Annotated in this window: 16 protein-coding genes; 15 read left to right on the forward strand and 1 reads right to left on the reverse strand. The window is 67.2% G+C overall.

What is annotated here, in order from left to right; genetic code table 11:
* The first annotated feature begins 1 nt into the window (after position 1).
* The 3 genes from J1M43_RS08795 (at position 2) to J1M43_RS08805 (ending at position 5,394) form a co-directional block, all read left to right on the forward strand.
* On the forward strand, positions 2-1,624 hold the full coding sequence (locus tag J1M43_RS08795) for an FAD-dependent oxidoreductase (protein WP_234000232.1): 1,623 nt from the start codon (positions 2-4) through the stop codon (positions 1,622-1,624).
* A complete protein-coding gene (locus J1M43_RS08800; protein WP_206476491.1) occupies positions 1,621-3,723 on the forward strand; it encodes a molybdopterin oxidoreductase family protein in 2,103 nt (700 codons plus the stop codon). Before J1M43_RS08795 ends, J1M43_RS08800 begins: the two co-directional genes overlap by 4 nt.
* Before the next feature lie 93 nt (positions 3,724-3,816).
* Positions 3,817-5,394: a Rieske 2Fe-2S domain-containing protein gene (locus tag J1M43_RS08805; RefSeq protein ID WP_033107075.1), complete on the forward strand. Its 1,578-nt coding sequence runs from the start codon at positions 3,817-3,819 to the stop codon at positions 5,392-5,394.
* A gap of 3 nt (positions 5,395-5,397) precedes the next feature.
* Here the strand turns inward: J1M43_RS08805 and J1M43_RS08810 are convergent, their stop codons facing one another.
* The gene (locus tag J1M43_RS08810; RefSeq protein WP_206476492.1) at positions 5,398-5,541 is read right to left on the reverse strand and encodes a hypothetical protein; all 144 of its coding nucleotides are present in this window, start codon (positions 5,539-5,541) and stop codon (positions 5,398-5,400) included.
* 184 nt (positions 5,542-5,725) lie between these two features.
* On the opposite strand from J1M43_RS08810, the gene J1M43_RS08815 reads away from it, so the two are divergent.
* The 12 genes from J1M43_RS08815 to metK all read left to right on the forward strand — a co-directional run bounded on the left by J1M43_RS08815 (position 5,726) and on the right by metK (position 17,528).
* Positions 5,726-5,992, forward strand: a complete 267-nt coding sequence (locus J1M43_RS08815; RefSeq protein ID WP_206476493.1) for a hypothetical protein — start codon at positions 5,726-5,728, stop codon at positions 5,990-5,992.
* Entirely contained in the window at positions 5,989-6,369 is a 381-nt protein-coding gene (locus J1M43_RS08820) for a PIN domain-containing protein (RefSeq protein ID WP_033107073.1), read from the forward strand. Before J1M43_RS08815 ends, J1M43_RS08820 begins: the two co-directional genes overlap by 4 nt.
* 70 nt (positions 6,370-6,439) lie before the next feature.
* The gene (gene pyrR, locus J1M43_RS08825) at positions 6,440-6,970 is read left to right on the forward strand and encodes a bifunctional pyr operon transcriptional regulator/uracil phosphoribosyltransferase PyrR (RefSeq protein ID WP_033107072.1); all 531 of its coding nucleotides are present in this window, start codon (positions 6,440-6,442) and stop codon (positions 6,968-6,970) included.
* Entirely contained in the window at positions 6,967-7,932 is a 966-nt protein-coding gene (locus J1M43_RS08830) for an aspartate carbamoyltransferase catalytic subunit (protein ID WP_033107071.1), read from the forward strand. The genes pyrR and J1M43_RS08830 overlap by 4 nt, the downstream gene beginning before the upstream one ends.
* On the forward strand, positions 7,929-9,266 hold the full coding sequence (locus tag J1M43_RS08835) for a dihydroorotase (RefSeq protein ID WP_374058529.1): 1,338 nt from the start codon (positions 7,929-7,931) through the stop codon (positions 9,264-9,266). The genes J1M43_RS08830 and J1M43_RS08835 overlap by 4 nt, the downstream gene beginning before the upstream one ends.
* Positions 9,267-9,268: 2 nt before the next feature.
* Positions 9,269-9,772 (forward strand): hypothetical protein, encoded by a 504-nt coding sequence (locus J1M43_RS08840; protein WP_234000227.1) that lies wholly within the window; start codon positions 9,269-9,271, stop codon positions 9,770-9,772.
* Positions 9,769-10,911 (forward strand): glutamine-hydrolyzing carbamoyl-phosphate synthase small subunit, encoded by a 1,143-nt coding sequence (carA, locus tag J1M43_RS08845; RefSeq protein WP_206476496.1) that lies wholly within the window; start codon positions 9,769-9,771, stop codon positions 10,909-10,911. The genes J1M43_RS08840 and carA overlap by 4 nt, the downstream gene beginning before the upstream one ends.
* On the forward strand, positions 10,911-14,198 hold the full coding sequence (gene carB, locus J1M43_RS08850; RefSeq protein WP_033107068.1) for a carbamoyl-phosphate synthase large subunit: 3,288 nt from the start codon (positions 10,911-10,913) through the stop codon (positions 14,196-14,198). The genes carA and carB overlap by 1 nt, the downstream gene beginning before the upstream one ends.
* A complete protein-coding gene (gene pyrF, locus J1M43_RS08855) occupies positions 14,195-15,040 on the forward strand; it encodes an orotidine-5'-phosphate decarboxylase (RefSeq protein WP_033107067.1) in 846 nt (281 codons plus the stop codon). Before carB ends, pyrF begins: the two co-directional genes overlap by 4 nt.
* Positions 15,033-15,938: a guanylate kinase gene (gene gmk / locus J1M43_RS08860; protein ID WP_033107066.1), complete on the forward strand. Its 906-nt coding sequence runs from the start codon at positions 15,033-15,035 to the stop codon at positions 15,936-15,938. The genes pyrF and gmk overlap by 8 nt, the downstream gene beginning before the upstream one ends.
* 121 nt (positions 15,939-16,059) lie before the next feature.
* Positions 16,060-16,317: a DNA-directed RNA polymerase subunit omega gene (gene rpoZ, locus J1M43_RS08865; protein ID WP_033107065.1), complete on the forward strand. Its 258-nt coding sequence runs from the start codon at positions 16,060-16,062 to the stop codon at positions 16,315-16,317.
* 14 nt (positions 16,318-16,331) lie between these two features.
* Positions 16,332-17,528 (forward strand): methionine adenosyltransferase, encoded by a 1,197-nt coding sequence (metK, locus tag J1M43_RS08870; RefSeq protein ID WP_033107314.1) that lies wholly within the window; start codon positions 16,332-16,334, stop codon positions 17,526-17,528.
* The last annotated feature ends 18 nt before the right edge of the window (positions 17,529-17,546 follow it).

Consider the following 17,546-nt stretch of genomic DNA (forward strand, 5'->3'; position numbering starts at 1 on the left):
CGTGTCGGAAGGCGCTCCACCGCTCCGAGTCGTGATCGTCGGGTTCGGCCCCGTCGGCGCGCGGCTGTGCGAGGAGCTGCTTCCTGCGGTCAAGACCGGTTCGATGGCTCTCACCGTGATCGGGGCTGAGTCGGATGCGCCGTACAACCGTGTTCTCGTGGCCGAGCTGGCGGTCGACAGAGCGGATGCCGCGGGCATCACCCTGCACGATCCGCAGGAGAGCATGCGGGCGGGGGTCGATGTGCGCCTCGGCACCAGGGCAGTCAGCGTGGACAGGGCGATCAAGCAGATAGAGCTCTCGAACGGTGAGCGGGTGGCCTATGACCGACTGGTGCTCGCGACCGGGGCGCGCGCCAACATACCCACGCTGACCGGTATCCACCGGCCGGCCTTCGACGTCGACTCGCTGGCCAGATCGGGTGCCAGCGTCATCGGCGCGGATCCCGTGCTTCCGAACGGGGTGACGGTGCTGCGAGATCTCGCAGACGCCGAGCGTGTTCGTGCGGCAGTGAGCGAAGGGGCGCGACTGGTCGTGCTGGGCGCCGGTGTGCTCGGGCTGGAGTTCGCTCTGCTGGCGGCCGGTGCGGACGCAGAGGTCGCGGTGGTGCATCACGGGGCGACGCCCATGCCCCGCAGTCTCGACCGAGGCGCTGGCATCGTGCTCTCGCGCGCACTGCGGGAGGCGGGCGTCGAGGTGTACGCGCACAGTCGTGCCGAATCTGTCGGCTTCCGCACGGGCGACGACGGGGAGCCGGCATTCGACGCGCTGGTCACGGCAGACGGCAACTACGTTCGCGGCGACCTGCTGGTGCTGTCGTGCGGAGTCGGAGCCCGAGCTGAGCTCGCGACCGCAGCGGGTATCCGCACGGCGGCAGGGATCGTGGTCGACGAACAACTGCGTTCCTGGAGCGACGACGATGTCTTCGCGATCGGCGACTGCGCGCACGTCGTGGAGCGCACGGTTGAGACGAATGCACTGACGCGCCTGCCCGGTGCACCTTCCGGACTGATCGGTCCCGGATGGCGGCAGGCCGAGTGGCTCGCCCGTCGCCTCGTGGCTGAATCCGCCTGTGCTGCTCTTCCCGCGGCGCCACCGGCGGAGCGGGATTGCGTCGTCATGTTGAAGGCGGACAGGGTGGATGTCGCGGCAGTGGGTGACGTCGACGTCGACATCTGGGATGCATCGCCGCCCGACGACTCTGCGCCACTGCGTCACGTCGCGCAGTGGGCCGATCCTCAGCACGGCCGCTATCTCAAGCTGGTCACCAGGGGCGGTGTTCTCCAAGCCTTCACGAGCGTCGGGATGCCCCGCACAGCGGCCGAGCTGACGCTGCTGTACGACCGACGAGGGGAACTGCCGGCCGATCGTTCGCTGCTGCTGCGGATGGACGGTGCGGACGACAGCGCAATCGCACGTTCAGACGCGTTCGCTCCCGAGACGACGGTGTGCCTGTGCAACGGCGTGAATGTGGAGGCGATCGGGGACTCTGTGGCCAGGGGCAATGACACCGTGGCCTGCCTGGGACGCGACACGCGTGCGGGCACCGGTTGCGGCGGATGCAAGCCACGCCTGGTCGAACTCATCGAGCGATTCACCTCTTCAGCGCAGGTCGCACCGGCATGAGTGTCGATACGCACACGCATTGTCCGTACTGCGCTCTGCAGTGCGCGATGACGCTCACGCCCAGAGCCCTGGACGCCGCGATCGGTGAGCCTTCCCTGACGGTCACCGGCCGTTCCTTCCCGACCAACCGCGGCGGTCTGTGCAGGAAGGGCTGGACCTCTTCGGCGCTGCTCGACTCGGACGACCGCATCCGCACACCTCTCGTCCGTGACGCGCACGGTGAGCTCGTGCCGACGGAGTGGTCAGTGGCGCTCGACACTCTCGCTCGGCGCATTCGTGCACTGCAGGGCCAGCACGGACGGGACAGCATCGGCGTGTTCGGGGGAGGCGGTCTCACGAACGAGAAGGCCTATCAGCTGGGCAAGTTCGCGCGTATCGCGCTCGGTACATCGCGCATCGACTACAACGGACGCTTCTGCATGTCGTCCGCCGCCGCAGCCGCGAACCGCGCGTTCGGCATCGACCGCGGACTGCCGTTTCCGCTCACCGACCTGGACGCGGCGAAGACCGTGCTGCTGCTCGGTTCGAACGTCGCAGAGACCATGCCGCCTTTCCTTTCGCACCTCGCCGGCGTCCGTGAGGCCGGCGGCCTCATCGTGGTCGATCCGCGTCGCAGTGCGACGGCGAGACTGACCGAAGAAGGGCAGGGGACACACCTGGCGCCTGCGCCGGGGAGCGACCTCGAGCTGCTGCTCGGCCTCACCCACATCGTGATCGCGGAACGGCTGTACGACGCCACCGCGATCGAGGAGCTCACCCTGGGGTTCGATGACCTGCGCCGCAGCGTCGCCGCATGGTGGCCGGCCCGCGTGCAGCAGGTGACCGGCGTGCCTGTCGCCGTGCTGAGAGATGTGGCGCGGCGCCTGTCGGAAGGGGAGGAGACCTTCATCCTGACGGGCCGCGGTGTCGAGCAGCATGCGAACGGCACCGATACAGCGACTGCCGCCATCAACCTGGCGTTGATCCTCGGACTTCCCACGCGACATGGCAGCGGCTACGGCACGCTCACCGGACAGGGCAACGGGCAGGGCGGCCGCGAGCACGGTCAGAAGTGCGATCAACTGCCCGGGTACCGCAAGATCATGGATCCGGTCGCACGAGCCCATGTCGCTGCGATATGGGGAGTACAGGCAGAGGACCTGCCCGGTCCTGGTCTGCCTGCCGTGCAGCTGCTGGCCTCGATCGACGTGCCGGATGGGATCCGCGCACTGCTGGTGCACGGGTCCAATCCCGTCATCTCCGCACCCGATGCGGGCGCCGTGCGCGATCGGCTCGCACGCCTGGATCTTCTCGTGGTCTGCGACTTCTTCCTCTCCGAGACCGCGGCGATGGCGGACATCGTCCTGCCGGTCACGCAGTGGGCGGAGGAGGAGGGCACGATGACGAACCTCGAGGGCCGGGTGATCCGTCGCAGGCGTGCGGTCGATCCGCCCGGCGGCGTGCGCAGCGAGCTGTGGATCTTCGCAGAGCTCGCCCGTCGGCTGGATGCGCCGGGTCGCTTCGACGTCGATCCGGCCCTGGTGTTCGACGAGCTGGCGCGCGCCTCCGCGGGTGGTGTCGCCGACTATTCCGGGCTCAGCCATGAACTTCTCGACGATGACACCGAGGCGTACTGGCCGTACCCGAGCGGAAGCGAGGGCACACCGCGCCCGCTGCTCGGCGGGTACCGGCATCCCGACGGCCGAGCCCGGATCGTGCCGGTGTCAGTCGGCGTCCGCCTCGAGAGTGCGGCGACCGGATCAGAACTCACGCTCATCACCGGACGTCTGCTCGAGCACTACCAGTCCGGTGCGCAGACGCGGCGGGTGCCGGAGCTGATGGCCGCGCGCGATGCTCTCGAAGTGACGATGCATCCATCCACCGCGGCTGACCGCGGACTCGGCGACGGAGACCGGGCCACGCTCGAGAACAGCCGCGGTACCGTGACGGCGAAGGTCGCGACGAGTGTCTCCATCCGGCCGGATACAGTGTTCCTGCCGTTCCACTTCGCCGGCGCCCACAGTGCGAACCTGCTGACGAGCGATGCCACCGACCCCGTCTCGGCGATGCCGGAGTTCAAGACGGCGATCGTGCAGGTGCGTGCGGCCGCGGTCCGCTGAGCCCACCAGCGAGATCGTCCCGCCCTGCCCGGTCGCACCTCGCGCTCAGTGGCCCCCGGGTACAATCGTGAGGTCAATCTCAGAAGGAGCGCAATGCGGATCACGGGGCTCGGCCACGCCGGAATGTTCATCGAGACGGTCGGCGGAAACATCATCTGCGACCCGGTGATGGGCCCTTCGTTCTACGGCTCCTGGTTCCCGTTCCCCGACAACCGCGGTCTCGACTGGGAGAAGCTGGGACGCGAGGCGGACTTCCTGTACATCTCGCATCGCCATCGCGATCACTTCGATCCCGCGCTTCTCGAGCGGTACATCCGCAAGGACATCGAGGTGCTGCTGCCTGACTATCCGATCGACGATCTCGAGAAGGACATCCGCGCGCTCGGGTACGAGAACATCACCTATGCGCCGGCAGGTGAGGTCATCGAACGCGGTGAGCTGAAGATCATGATCACGCCGCTGCGTGCCCCCAGCGACGGCCCGATCGGCGACTCGTCGCTCAGCGTCGACGACGGCACGGCATCCGTGCTCAACCAGAACGATTCGCACCCGCTCGACCTCGAGAAGCTCCTCAGCTTCGGCAAGCCCGATGCGTACTTCACGCAGACCTCAGGAGCGATCTGGTGGCCCATGGTCTACGACCTGCCGCAGGACGCGAAGCAGAACTTCGCGCGCCTCAAGCGCGATGCGCAGAACAAGCGGGCGATGTTCTACATCGAGAAGGTCGATGCGCCTCATGTGTTCCCGATGGCCGGTCCGCCGATGTTCCTGCGCGACGAGCTGTTCAAGTACAACGGCTTCGGACTCGATGACGACTCGATCTTCACGGACCAGAAGCAGTTCATCGCGCATCTGAAGGAGCAGGCGCCGCAGTACGACGGGCAGCTCTTCGTGCCCGGGACGGTCGTCGAACTCGATCACGCCGACATGACGATCACGCAGACGTTGTACACGGATGCCGAGATCGCCCACGTGTTCGATGAGAAGTGGGAGTACCTCGAGTCGCAGCGCGCGAGCCGCCAGCAGGAGATCCGCGACGAGGAGGCCTCCCGTGCGGGCGTCATCGCGCCGGACGAGATGCTCGCGACCCTCAAGGCGTGGTGGGAACCGCTGCTGAAGAAGTCGCGCACCATCCGCCTCGGCGTCGGCGGCTGCGTGCGGTTCCGCATCGGCGATCTGGACATGGTGGTCGACTTCCCGCGGGCCAAGGTCCGCGAGTACGCGGGGGAGGAGTGCATCTACTGGTACACGATCCCCGCCGATCTGGTCTCCACCAACATCCGCGATCACGAGATCGACTGGTCGAACTCGATCTTCCTGTCGATGCAGTTCCATGTCGGCCGCAGCGGCAAGTTCAACGAGTTCCTCACGACGTTCCTCAAGTGCCTGTCAGTGGATCGCATCGAGTACGTCGAGAACTGGTACTCCGAGCAGACAGATCAGACCGAGGATGCTGAAGTCGGCGACTGGGTCGTCCAGCGCCGCTGCCCGCACCTTCGAGCCGACCTCACCAAGACCGGCAAGGTCGATGACGAGGGCGTGCTCACCTGCAGCATGCACGACTGGAAGTGGGACCTGAAGACCGGCAAGTGCCTGACCACCACCGGTCATCCTATTCGCGCCACGAAGGTCGACGAAGTCACCGACGCGGCGTTGCGCCTGGGCGCCTGAGCCTCACGTCGAGGGGACCGGTCGCCGTGCGAGCAGCACAGCGACCACGGGGTTGAGTACCATGAGTGCGGCCCAGGCCAGCTTCGCGCTGTTCGCATCGACCAGCAGGGCGACCGGAATCGACGCGAGGAACACAGCCGGCGTCACAAGCGCCCCGAGTACCTCACCGAGTCGGCGCGGTCGTACGATTCCGCACGGCGACGTGAACCTGTGGTCTCCGTCGCGGTTCTCTGAGTGTCGCTCATGTGCACAGCGTGCAGCGCTCGTCTCCGCCGTGCCAGGCGTTCGCATGCTCCTGTACCACTGATGATGTCGGTGGTACAGTGGCGTCATGCCCACGACATTGACCCGCATCCAAGTCACGCAGACGCCCGCGTTGCGCGATGCGCTCGAACTCGCCGCCGAAGAATGGCCCGGAGTCCCGCATTCCGAACTGGTGGCGAGGCTCGCTGTCGAAGGGGGACAGTCGCTCGCGGCCGTTCGCGCAGCCCGTCGTGTCGCGCGACGCAGAGCGCTCGACGAGACTCGGGGCATCTTCGGCCCTGACGTCTACCCGCCGGGATATCTCGATGATCTCCGAAAGGACTGGCCGGAATGATCGTCCTGGACGCAAGTGTGATGATTGCGCACCTTCTTGAAGGCGATGCACATGCAACAGCAACGATGGAGCTTCTCGACACAGAAGAGGAACTGGCGATGCATCAGATCTCGATCGCGGAGAGCCTGGTCGGACCGGCGAAGCGGAATGTGATCGATGTCGCAGAACGAGCAATCGGTACTCTTGGCGTCGAGCGGTTGCAAGCACCCATTGACGAGCCCCGGCGCCTCGCGCTTCTACGCGCCGAAACCGGTCTGAAGATGCCGGATTGCTGTGTCCTCGCGGGTGCAGAATCCAACGGCGCTACGCTCGCCACGTTCGATCGTCGCCTCGCGGATGTCGCGCGCGAGCGCGGCGTCGAGGTCGTCGGCGCCTGAACCGACCCCTAGACTGATACGAGCAAGCAACCTTTAACACCGTCCGGAGAGGCGGAGAAGGGAGCGGTGAATGAGCGCACGAACTGTGCTGCATGAAGCCGATATCTCGCGGGCTCTGACCCGTATCGCGCATGAGATCCTCGAATCCAATCGAGGAGCCGAGAACCTCGTCCTGCTGGGCATCCCGACCCGCGGCGTCACTCTCGCACATCGCCTCGGCGCGCTGGTCAGCAGCATCTCCCAGACCTCGGTCGCGACCGGCTCCCTGGATGTGACCCTGTTCCGCGACGATCTAGCGAAACAGCCCACCAGGTCGCCGCAGCCCACCGACATCCCCGCCGGCGGCATCGACGGCAAGACGGTCGTGCTCGTCGACGACGTGCTGTTCTCCGGGCGCAGCATCCGCGCCGCCCTCGACGCGATCCAGTCGATCGGCCGCCCGTCGACCGTGCGTCTGGCGATCCTCGTCGATCGTGGTCACCGCGAGCTCCCCATCCGTCCCGACTTCGTCGGCAAGAACATTCCGTCCTCCCGCCAGGAGCGCGTGAACGTGCGCCTGTTCGAGAACGATGGCGCAGAGGAGGTGACGATCGGAGAATGAGGAACCTCCTCGACACCCGCACCCTCGATCGCGAGAGCGCACTGCGCATCCTCGACGTCGCAGAGGACATGTCCGACACCCAGACCCGCGAGAACAGGAAACTGCCGACGCTGCGCGGCAAGACCGTGGTCAACCTGTTCTTCGAGGACTCCACACGCACGCGCATATCGTTCGAAGCCGCCGCGAAGCGCCTCTCCGCCGACGTCATCAACTTCGCCGCCAAGGGGTCGAGCGTCTCGAAAGGCGAGAGTCTCAAGGACACCGCGCAGACTCTGCAGGCCATGGGCGCGGATGCCGTCGTCATCCGCCACCACGCCTCCGGCGCCCCGCGCACACTCGCGACCAGCGGCTGGATCACCGCGGGCGTCATCAACGCCGGCGACGGCACGCATGAGCATCCGACCCAGGCGCTGCTCGACGCCTTCACGATCCGCAAGCGCCGATTCGGGGCCGATAGCCGCGGCCAAGACCTCTCCGGCATCCGCGTCGTGATCGTGGGGGATGTGCTGCACTCGCGCGTCGCGCGCTCGAACGTCTGGCTCCTCACGACACTCGGCGCCGAGGTCACGCTCGTCTCGCCGCCGACGCTGGTGCCGCAAAACGTGTCGCAGTGGCCGGTGCGCGTGGTCTACGACCTCGACGAGGCTCTCGCCGACGGTCCGGATGCGGTGATGATGCTGCGTATTCAGCTGGAACGCATGAACGCCGCGTATTTCCCGAGTGAGCGGGAGTATTCCCGGCGCTGGGGGCTGGACGCCGTGCGTGCGGCCACGCTTGCGGACGATAGCATTGTGATGCACCCCGGACCCATGAATCGCGGCCTGGAGATCTCCGCCGAAGCTGCGGACTCGCCGCGCTCGACGGTGCTGGAACAGGTCACCAACGGGGTGTCAGTGCGCATGGCGGTGCTCTACCTGCTGCTGGCAGGAGAACGAGACGACGAACGAGGAGAAGGCAGCTGATGGACACCCTCGTGATCACCGGGGCACAGCTTCTCGGCGCGGACAGCGCCGACATCGTGGTGGAGAACGGCATCATCGCCGAGATCGGCAGCGGGCTCAGCCGGGCCGGCGCCCGAGTCATCGACGCGCAGGGCCTCATCGCACTGCCGGGCCTCGTCGACCTGCACACGCACCTGCGCGAGCCTGGTTATGAGGCGTCCGAGACGATCCTCACCGGCACCAGGGCGGCAGCATCCGGCGGGTTCACCGCGGTCTTCGCGATGCCGAACACGTCACCGGTCGCCGATTCCGCCGGCGTCGTCGAGCAGGAACTCGCCCTCGGAGAGGCGGCGGGCTACGCCACCGTGCAGCCGATCGGCGCCGTCACCGTCGGGCAGAAGGGCGAACGCCTCGCTGAGCTCGGCGCCATGGCCACCTCACGCGCCAAGGTGCGCGTCTTCAGCGACGACGGATTCTGCGTCTTCGATCCGCTGATCATGCGCCGCGCACTCGAGTACGTGAAGTCCTTCGGCGGTGTCATCGCCCAGCATGCACAGGATCCGCGGCTGACCGAGGGCGCCCAGATGAACGAGGGCGTCGTCTCCGCAGAGCTGGGACTCGCAGGATGGCCGGCCGTCGCCGAGGAGTCGATCATCGCGCGCGATGTGCTTCTCGCCGAGCACGTCGGCTCACGCCTGCACGTCTGCCACCTGTCCACCGCTGGTTCCGTCGACATCATCCGCTGGGCCAAGAAGCGCGGTATCGACGTCACTGCAGAGGTCACTCCGCACCACCTGCTGCTCACGGACGAACTGGTCCGCGGCTATGACGCGAAGTACAAGGTGAACCCGCCGCTTCGTCGCGAAGAGGACGTACTCGCCGTGCGCGAGGGACTGGCCGACGGCACTATTGACATCGTCGCCACCGACCACGCCCCGCATCCCAGCGAGAACAAGGCCTGCGAATGGCAGGCCGCAGCGAACGGCATGGTCGGCCTCGAGAGCGCGCTGCGCGTCGTGCATCAGTCGATGGTGCAGACCGGCCTGATCGGATGGGCCGACGTCGCCCGCGTCATGAGTCAGGCGCCCGCACGCATCGGACTTCTCGACGGTCACGGCACTCCGCTCGAAGCCGGTCAGCCTGCGCAGATCACGCTGTACGACGCCTCGCGGGAGGGCACCTTCACCGCTGCCGATCTGCACGGTCGCAGCCGGAACTCGCCGTATCTCGGGCGCGACCTTCCCGGCCGCGTCGAGTGGACGATCCACCACGGCGTCGTAACGGTCGAATCCGGCGCCGTCGTCGAAGAACTCCACTCATGCGATGCACCGAGCGGCCGCAGGGAGGGGAAGTGAGCATGCGGGACATCGCTGTCGCCATCACCATCGTCCTGGCGGTGCTCGTCCTGGTGTCCATGTATCTGGCATGGCGACGACGCCTGCGACGCGACGGCGTGCACGTCGCGCCGGTGGGTGTCCCGGAGCACGCGGAGGTCCTGGCCAGGCACGAGGTGCTGTACGTCTCGACGACACGCCACGACCAGCCGCTCGAACGTCTGGCGATCACGCCGCTGGCATACCGTGCCCGCGGTGAGATCGCGGTGACCGATCGTGGCGCCGCGCTCTGCCTCGACGGCGCGCCCACGGTCTTCCTCGCATCCGCGAAACTCGTTCAGGTCGACCGTGCGACGGTCACGATCGACCGTGTCGTCGAGCCGAACGGTCTCGTGCGACTCGCATGGAACGTGTCCGACGACACGATCGTCGACTCGTACCTGCGCGTCACGGCCGGCGATCCCCAGAACCTCATCTCAGAACTCCAGCGGCTCATCCCCGCGAACGACACAGGAGCCGAATCATGACACTCCCAGACCCCGCCGTCCTCGTCCTCGAAGACGGCACCCGTCACGTCGGGCGCGCATACGGCGCGCAGGGGACCACGCTCGGCGAGGTCGTCTTCTCGACCGGCATGAGCGGGTACCAGGAGACGCTGACCGATCCGTCCTACGCCGGCCAGATCGTGCTGCAGACCGCGCCCCACATCGGCAACACCGGGATGAATGACGAAGACACCGAGTCGCGACGCATCTGGGTCGCCGGCTACATTGTGCGCGACCCCTCCCGTGTCGTGTCGAACTGGCGCGCGAACGCCTCTCTGGACGAGATCCTCGTCCGCGACGGCATCGTCAGCATCAGCGGCATCGACACTCGGTCGATCACGCGGCACATCCGCTCCGCCGGTTCCATGCGAGGCGGCATCTTCTCCGGCGCGGACGCCGCGCTGGATGCTGATGAGCAGCTGCGCCGCGTGCAGGAGGCCCCCGAGATGAGCGGCCAGAACCTGTCGGCGCAGGTCTCGGTCGATGTCGCCGAGGTCACGACGGCGTTGGGGGAGCGCATCGGCAACCTCGCAGTGCTCGACCTCGGCGTGAAGCAGGCCACGATCGACAACCTCGCCGCACGCGGCTTCGAGGTGCACGTGCTGCCGCAGTCCTCGACCATCGAAGACATCCGCGCGGTCGATCCGGTCGCGGTGTTCTACTCCAACGGTCCGGGTGACCCGGCGGCATCGGGCGAGCACGTGGCGCTGCTGCGGAACGTGCTCGATGACGGCCTGCCGTTCTTCGGCATCTGCTTCGGCAACCAGCTGCTCGGTCGCGCACTGGGTCTCGGCACCTACAAGCTGCCCTTCGGGCATCGCGGCATCAACCAGCCTGTGCTCGACAAGAGCACCGGCAAGGTCGAGATCACCGCACACAACCACGGTTTCGCGGTCGAGGCGCCGCTCGAGGGCGCGTTCGACAGCCCGAACGGCTACGGAAAGGTCGAGGTCAGCCACGTCGGCCTCAACGACAACGTCGTCGAGGGTCTTCGCGCTCTCGACATCCCGGCTTTCTCGGTGCAGTACCACCCCGAGGCTGCGGCCGGCCCCCACGACGCCAACTACCTCTTCGATCGGTTCCGTGACCTGGTCGTTGCCACCCAGAAGGACGCCAAGTAATGCCAAAGCGCGACGACATCAATTCCGTCCTCGTCATCGGATCCGGCCCGATCGTGATCGGTCAGGCCTGCGAGTTCGACTACTCCGGAACCCAGGCGTGTCGCGTGCTGCGCGAGGAGGGCGTGCGCGTCATCCTCGTAAACTCCAACCCGGCCACGATCATGACCGACCCCGACTTCGCCGATGCGACCTACATCGAGCCGATCACCTGGCAGGTCATCGAGACGATCATCGCGAAGGAGAAGCCGGATGCGATCCTTCCGACGCTGGGCGGCCAGACGGCCCTGAACGCCGCGATCGAGCTGCACAACCACGGCATCCTCGAGAAATACGACGTCGAGCTGATCGGCGCGAGCTTCGAGGCCATCAACAAGGGCGAGGACCGCCAGATCTTCAAGCAGCTGGTGCTCGACTCCGGTGCAGACGTCGCGGCCAGTCGCATCGCTCACACAATGGACGAGGTGCTCGCCGCGGCCGACGAGCTCGGCTACCCGCTCGTCGTGCGCCCGAGCTTCACGATGGGCGGCCTCGGCTCCGGCTTCGCCTACGACGAGAAGGACCTGCGCCGGATGGCCGGCGCCGGACTCCACGACTCGCCGACGAACGAAGTGCTCCTCGAGGAATCGATCCTCGGCTGGAAGGAGTACGAGCTCGAGCTCATGCGCGACACCGCCGACAACACGGTCGTCGTCTGCTCCATCGAGAACGTCGACCCCGTCGGCGTGCACACCGGCGACTCCATCACGGTCGCCCCGGCACTGACGCTGACCGACCGCGAGTATCAGAAGCTCCGCGACATCGGCATCGACATCATCCGCGCCGTCGGCGTGGACACCGGCGGCTGCAACATCCAGTTCGCGATCGACCCGGCCGACGGCCGCATCATCGTGATCGAGATGAACCCCCGCGTCTCGCGCTCCAGCGCCCTCGCCTCGAAGGCCACCGGATTCCCGATCGCGAAGCTCGCGGCGAAACTCGCTCTCGGCTACCGCCTCGACGAGATCCCGAACGACATCACCGGTGTGACGCCTGCGAGCTTCGAGCCCACGCTGGACTACGTGGTCGTCAAGGTGCCGCGCTTCGCGTTCGAGAAGTTCCCGGCCGCCGACCCGACGCTGACCACGACCATGAAGTCGGTGGGCGAGGCCATGGCGATCGGCCGCAACTACGCCACCGCCCTGCAGAAGGCGCTCCGCTCGCTCGAGAAGCGCGGCTCCAGCTTCCACTGGGGTGAAGAGACGCGCAGCGTCGACGAGCTGCTCGAGATCTCGAAGACGCCGACCGATGGCCGCATCGTCGTGCTGCAGCAGGCGCTGCGCAAGGGCGCGACGATCGAGCAGGCATTCGATGCCACGGCCATCGACCCGTGGTTCCTCGACCAGATCGTGCTGATCAACGAGGTCGCAGAGACCGTCCGCACCGCGGGCGAGCTCGATGCCGCCACGCTCCGCTACGCGAAGGAGCACGGCTTCTCCGACGTGCAGCTGGCCGAGATCCGCGGCATCAGCGAGGCGGAGGCGCGCGGAGTCCGTCACGGCTTCGGCATCCGCCCGGTGTACAAGACGGTCGACACGTGCGCGGGGGAGTTCCCCGCGCTGACGCCGTATCACTACTCGAGCTACGACTTCGAGACCGAGGTCGCACCATCGGAGCGCACCAAGGTCGTCATCATCGGATCCGGGCCGAACCGCATCGGCCAGGGCGTCGAGTTCGACTACTCGTGCGTGCACGCGTCGTTCGCACTGTCGGATGCCGGATACGAGACCGTCATGGTCAACTGCAACCCCGAGACCGTCTCCACCGACTACGACACCTCCGACCGGCTGTACTTCGAGCCGCTCACACTGGAGGACGTTCTCGAGGTGCTCGACGCCGAAGCCGCCAGCGGCACCATCCTCGGCGTCGTCTGCCAGCTCGGCGGACAGACCCCGCTCGGGCTCGCCAAGGGCATCGAGGCAGCGGGCTACACGGTGCTCGGCACGAGCCCCGAGGCGATCGACATCGCCGAGGAGCGCGAGCTGTTCTCGCAGCTGCTGAACTCGGCAGGGCTCATCGCCCCGCGGCACGGCACGGCCATCGATGCGGACGGCGCCGTCGTCATCGCGGAGGACATCGGCTACCCGGTGCTGGTGCGCCCGAGCTTCGTGCTCGGCGGCCGCGGCATGGAGATCGTGTACGACACCGCGAGCCTGCGCGACTACTTCGTGCGCACGGCAGGCGAGGTCATCGTCGGCCCAGGCACCCCTCTGCTCGTCGACCGCTTCCTCGACGACGCGATCGAGCTCGACGTCGACGCACTCTACGACGGCAACGAGCTGTACATCGGCGGCGTCATGGAGCACCTCGAAGAGGCCGGCATCCACTCCGGCGACTCCAGCTGCACCCTGCCGCCCATCTCGCTCGGACGCAGCGACATCGACCGCATCCGCATCGCCACCCTCGCGATCGCCGAGGGCGTGGGCGTGCGCGGCCTGCTGAACGTGCAGTTCGCGATCAGCGCCGGCGTGCTCTACGTCATCGAGGCGAACCCGCGGGCGAGCCGCACTGTTCCGTTCGTGTCGAAGGCGCTCGGCATCCCTCTCGCGAAGGCCGCTAGTCGCATCATGGTCGGCGCGACGATCGACGAGCTGAAGACCGAGGGGCTGCTGCCTGTCTCCGACGGATCGCGCGTACCGCTCGGTGCGCCGGTCGCCGTCAAGGAGGCCGTGCTGCCGTTCAAGCGGTTCCGTACCAGGGACGGCAAGATCGTCGATTCGGTCCTCGGCCCCGAGATGCGCTCGACCGGTGAGGTCATGGGCATCGACAAGGACTTCCCGACCGCGTTCGCGAAGAGCCAGGCCGCGGCCTATGGGGGCATGCCGACTTCGGGCACCGTCTTCATCTCGGTCGCCGATGCCGACAAGCGTGCCGTGATCCTCCCCGCGCACCGTCTGCAGCAGCTCGGCTTCCGCCTGGTCGCCACCGAGGGAACCGCCGAGATCCTCTCGCGCAACGGCATCGCGGTCACCGTGGTGTCGAAGTACAGCGAGACGCTCGACAGCGGCGAGCAGAACATCGTCGACCTCATCAACGACGGCGAGATCGACATCATCGTCAACACGCCCTCCGGTGGTGCCGCACGGGCGGACGGATACGAGATCCGCGCCGCAGCTGTCGCCGCGGACAAGGCGCTGTTCACTACGATGGCAGTTCTCGGTGCCGCCGTCAGCGGAATGGACGCCGCCGACGAGGGCTTCGATGTGAAGAGCCTCCAGGAATACGCGACCGAGCGAGAGGCAGCCCTATGACCGAGCGCTTCGGTGAGCGCGTCAGGGCTGCACTTGGCGCCCATGGTCCGCTCTGCGTCGGCATCGACCCGCACCAGGCATTGCTGATGTCCTGGGGATTGGCGGATTCTGCCGCCGGCGTGCGCGAACTAGGTCTGCGAACAGTGGATGCTGCGGCAGAACGAGTGGGATTCGTGAAGCCGCAGGTGTCGTTCTTCGAACGCTTCGGTTCCGCGGGGTTCGCCGCGCTCGAAGACGTGCTCACCGCAGCGCGCGACGCGGGTCTCGTCGTGATCGCCGACGCGAAGCGCGGTGACATCGACACGACGATGGACGCATATGCCGCGGCGTGGTTCACCCCCGGTTCGCCGCTCGAGGCGGATGCGCTCACGGTGAACCCGTTCCTCGGTGTCGGCTCACTGGCGAGCACATTCGCTCTCGCCGAAGAAGCCGGCAAGGGCGTCTTCGTGCTCGCCGCGACGAGCAACCCCGAGGCTGCGACCGTGCAGCGTGCACGTGCGGCGGACGACCGGAGCGTCTCGGCCGCGATCATCGCCGATGTCAGCGCACGCAACGCCCGGTCGACACCGGAAGGCGAATGGGCGAGCCTCGGTTTCGTGATCGGCGCGACGGTGGACTGGGCGGATGCCGGCCTCGCCGAGTTCACCCCCGCCACCCCCATCCTCAGCCCCGGCTTCGGCGCGCAGGGCGCGGGTCCCGCAGATCTTCGTGCACGATTCGGCGCGCACGCCTGGATGGTCATCGCATCGGAGAGTCGCAGCATCCTCTCCGCCGGTCCGGACGCGATCGCCTCGACGATCGATGCACGCACCGCCGAGTACCGGGAGGCACTGAATGTCTGACCGCAAGGTTCCCGAGGTCGATCGCGCCGCCGCGGCACGTCGAGCCGTCGAACGGCGCCGCGCCAGAGCCGCCCTCAAACGCGATCTGACCATGCGCGTCGTCGCCCCGCAGAGCATTACGGCGCAGGCGTTCGACGACGCGGAATCCGTCGCCGGATCCATGCGCATCACCGATTTCCTGCTCGCGCTGCCCGCCATCGGCGTCGGCAAGCGCGATCGCATCCTCGCCGAACTCGACATCTCGCCGGTGAAGCGGCTCGGCGGGCTCGGAGTGCGCCAGCGCGTGACACTTCAGCGCTGGCTCGATGAACGCTTTCCCGCGCAGACGCCACGGTCCGGGCGGAGTCGGCTGCTGGTGCTCGCCGGTCCCACGGCGGTCGGCAAGGGCACGGTCGCAGCGCACATCCGCGAGAACCACCCGGAGATCCACCTCTCGGTGTCCGCGACCACCAGGCCGCCGCGCCCGGGCGAGATCGACGGAGTGCACTACTTCTTCGTCGACGACGCCGAGTTCGATCGGCTGATCGCCGAGGGGGCGCTGCTCGAGTACGCGGTCGTCCACAATCGCTCTCGCTACGGCACGCCGCGCGCGCCGATCGACAAGGCTCTCTCCGAAGGCAAGACCGTGCTTCTCGAGATCGATCTGCAGGGAGCGCGCCAGGTGCATGCCGCAGAACCGTCTGCGACGCTCATCTTCCTGCTGCCTCCGTCGTGGGACGAACTGGTGGATCGGCTGGTCGGCCGAGGCACCGAGGACGACGAGGAACGCGCCCGCAGACTGCGCACCGCCAAGGTCGAATTGGCTGCTCAGAGCGAGTTCGATTACCGGATTGTGAACGAGGACGTCGCCACTGCCGCTCGCGAGGTCGTAGAATTGTCTGAGGCGACTGCGCGCTGAGCGATCCCTGAGCCTGTCGAAGGGTCGCGAACCTGTCGAAGGGCCCTGAGCTTGTCGAAGGGTCGCGCGCCCGCCGATTCGACTTCGCGACGAACCCGTCGCCTGATCTGGAGGTCCCACCATGGCCGGACACCACACCAAGGGCATCATCGACCCGCCGATCGACAACCTGCTCGACCGCGTCGAGTCGAAGTACGAGCTGGTCATCTACGCGTCCAAGCGCGCGCGTCAGATCAACGACTACTACGCCGACCTCCACGAGGGCAACCTGTTCGACAACGTCGGACCGCTGGTGGACTCGTCGGTCGAGGACAAGCCGCTCACCATCGCACTCCACGAGATCAACGAGGACAAGCTTCGCCTTCGCCACGCTGAGTGAAGGCGGCTTCCTCGATGAGCGCGCTGCGCCTTTTCACCTCTGAGTCCGTCACCGAGGGGCACCCCGACAAGATCTGCGACCAGATCTCGGACAGCATCCTCGATGGTCTGATCGCCCAGGACACCGGCTCTCGCGTCGCTGTGGAGACCCTCGTCACGACGGGCCTGGTGCATGTCGCGGGCGAGATCCGCACCGAGGCGTACGTCGACATCCCCACGATCGTCCGTCAGGTGGTCAACGGGATCGGCTACACCTCGAGCGAGACCGGCTTCGACGGCGACTCGTGCGGCGTCAGCGTCTCGGTGGGGGAGCAGTCCAGCGACATCGCACACGGGGTGGATCAGGCGCAGGAGCAGCGCGACGGCAGTTCGGTCGACGCGCTCGACGGGTTGGGCGCGGGCGATCAGGGCATCATGTTCGGCTTCGCGACGATCGAGACGCCCGAGCTCATGCCGATGGCCGGCCACACGGCGCACCGCATCGCCGAGCGTCTCACCGCGGTGCGTCGCTCCGGCGAACTCGCCTACCTGCGCCCCGACGGCAAGACGCAGGTCACGCTCGGCTACGAAGGCTTCACGCCCAAGACCATCGACGCCGTCGTGCTCTCGACGCAGCACCACCCCGACATCTCGCAGGACGAGCTCAAGGAGCAGGTGCGACGGCTCGTCATCGATCCTGTGCTCGAGGGCACCGGCCTCGAGATGCCTTCTGATGAGCGGTATTTCATCAACCCCGCCGGTCCCTTCGTCACGGGTGGGCCCAAGGGCGACGCCGGACTGACCGGTCGCAAGATCATCATCGACACGTACGGAGGCGCGGCGCGCCACGGCGGTGGCGCGTTCAGCGGCAAGGACCCGTCGAAGGTCGATCGTTCCGGCGCCTACGCCATGCGCTGGGTCGCGAAGAACGCCGTCGCCGCAGGCCTCGCCGAGCGGCTCGAGGTGCAGGTCGCTTACGCGATCGGCGTCGCGCGTCCTGTGGGGCTCTACGTCGAGACATTCGGCACCGGCAAGGTCTCGGACGAGGTCATCACCGACGCCATCCGTCAGGTGTTCGACCTGCGGCCGCAGGCGATCATCGAAGAGCTCGATCTGCTGCGCCCGATCTACCGCCAGACCGCGGCGTACGGTCACTTCGGCCGTGAGCTCGCGGACTTCACCTGGGAGCGCACGGACCGCGCCGACGAGCTCCGCCGCGCAGCCGGACTCTGATGTCCGGGCGCGGGGCGC

The organism is Microbacterium sp. KRD172, assembly GCF_017168295.1.
In the GTDB taxonomy this organism is placed as follows: domain Bacteria; phylum Actinomycetota; class Actinomycetes; order Actinomycetales; family Microbacteriaceae; genus Microbacterium; species Microbacterium profundi.

Excerpts from the sequence above, each read along its gene's own strand:
- J1M43_RS08800 (WP_206476491.1), top strand. The coding sequence starts at position 1,621 with ATGAGTGTCGATACGCACACGCATTGTCCGTACTGCGCTCTGCAGTGC.
- J1M43_RS08840 (WP_234000227.1), top strand. The coding sequence starts at position 9,269 with ATGCGGGACATCGCTGTCGCCATCACCATCGTCCTGGCGGTGCTCGTC.
- J1M43_RS08830 (WP_033107071.1), top strand. The coding sequence starts at position 6,967 with ATGAGGAACCTCCTCGACACCCGCACCCTCGATCGCGAGAGCGCACTG.
- carA (WP_206476496.1), top strand. The coding sequence starts at position 9,769 with ATGACACTCCCAGACCCCGCCGTCCTCGTCCTCGAAGACGGCACCCGT.
- carB (WP_033107068.1), top strand. The coding sequence starts at position 10,911 with ATGCCAAAGCGCGACGACATCAATTCCGTCCTCGTCATCGGATCCGGC.
- metK (WP_033107314.1), top strand. The coding sequence starts at position 16,332 with ATGAGCGCGCTGCGCCTTTTCACCTCTGAGTCCGTCACCGAGGGGCAC.
- gmk (WP_033107066.1), top strand. The coding sequence starts at position 15,033 with ATGTCTGACCGCAAGGTTCCCGAGGTCGATCGCGCCGCCGCGGCACGT.
- J1M43_RS08815 (WP_206476493.1), top strand. The coding sequence starts at position 5,726 with ATGCCCACGACATTGACCCGCATCCAAGTCACGCAGACGCCCGCGTTG.
- J1M43_RS08805 (WP_033107075.1), top strand. The coding sequence starts at position 3,817 with ATGCGGATCACGGGGCTCGGCCACGCCGGAATGTTCATCGAGACGGTC.
- rpoZ (WP_033107065.1), top strand. The coding sequence starts at position 16,060 with ATGGCCGGACACCACACCAAGGGCATCATCGACCCGCCGATCGACAAC.
- pyrF (WP_033107067.1), top strand. The coding sequence starts at position 14,195 with ATGACCGAGCGCTTCGGTGAGCGCGTCAGGGCTGCACTTGGCGCCCAT.
- pyrR (WP_033107072.1), top strand. The coding sequence starts at position 6,440 with ATGAGCGCACGAACTGTGCTGCATGAAGCCGATATCTCGCGGGCTCTG.
- J1M43_RS08820 (WP_033107073.1), top strand. The coding sequence starts at position 5,989 with ATGATCGTCCTGGACGCAAGTGTGATGATTGCGCACCTTCTTGAAGGC.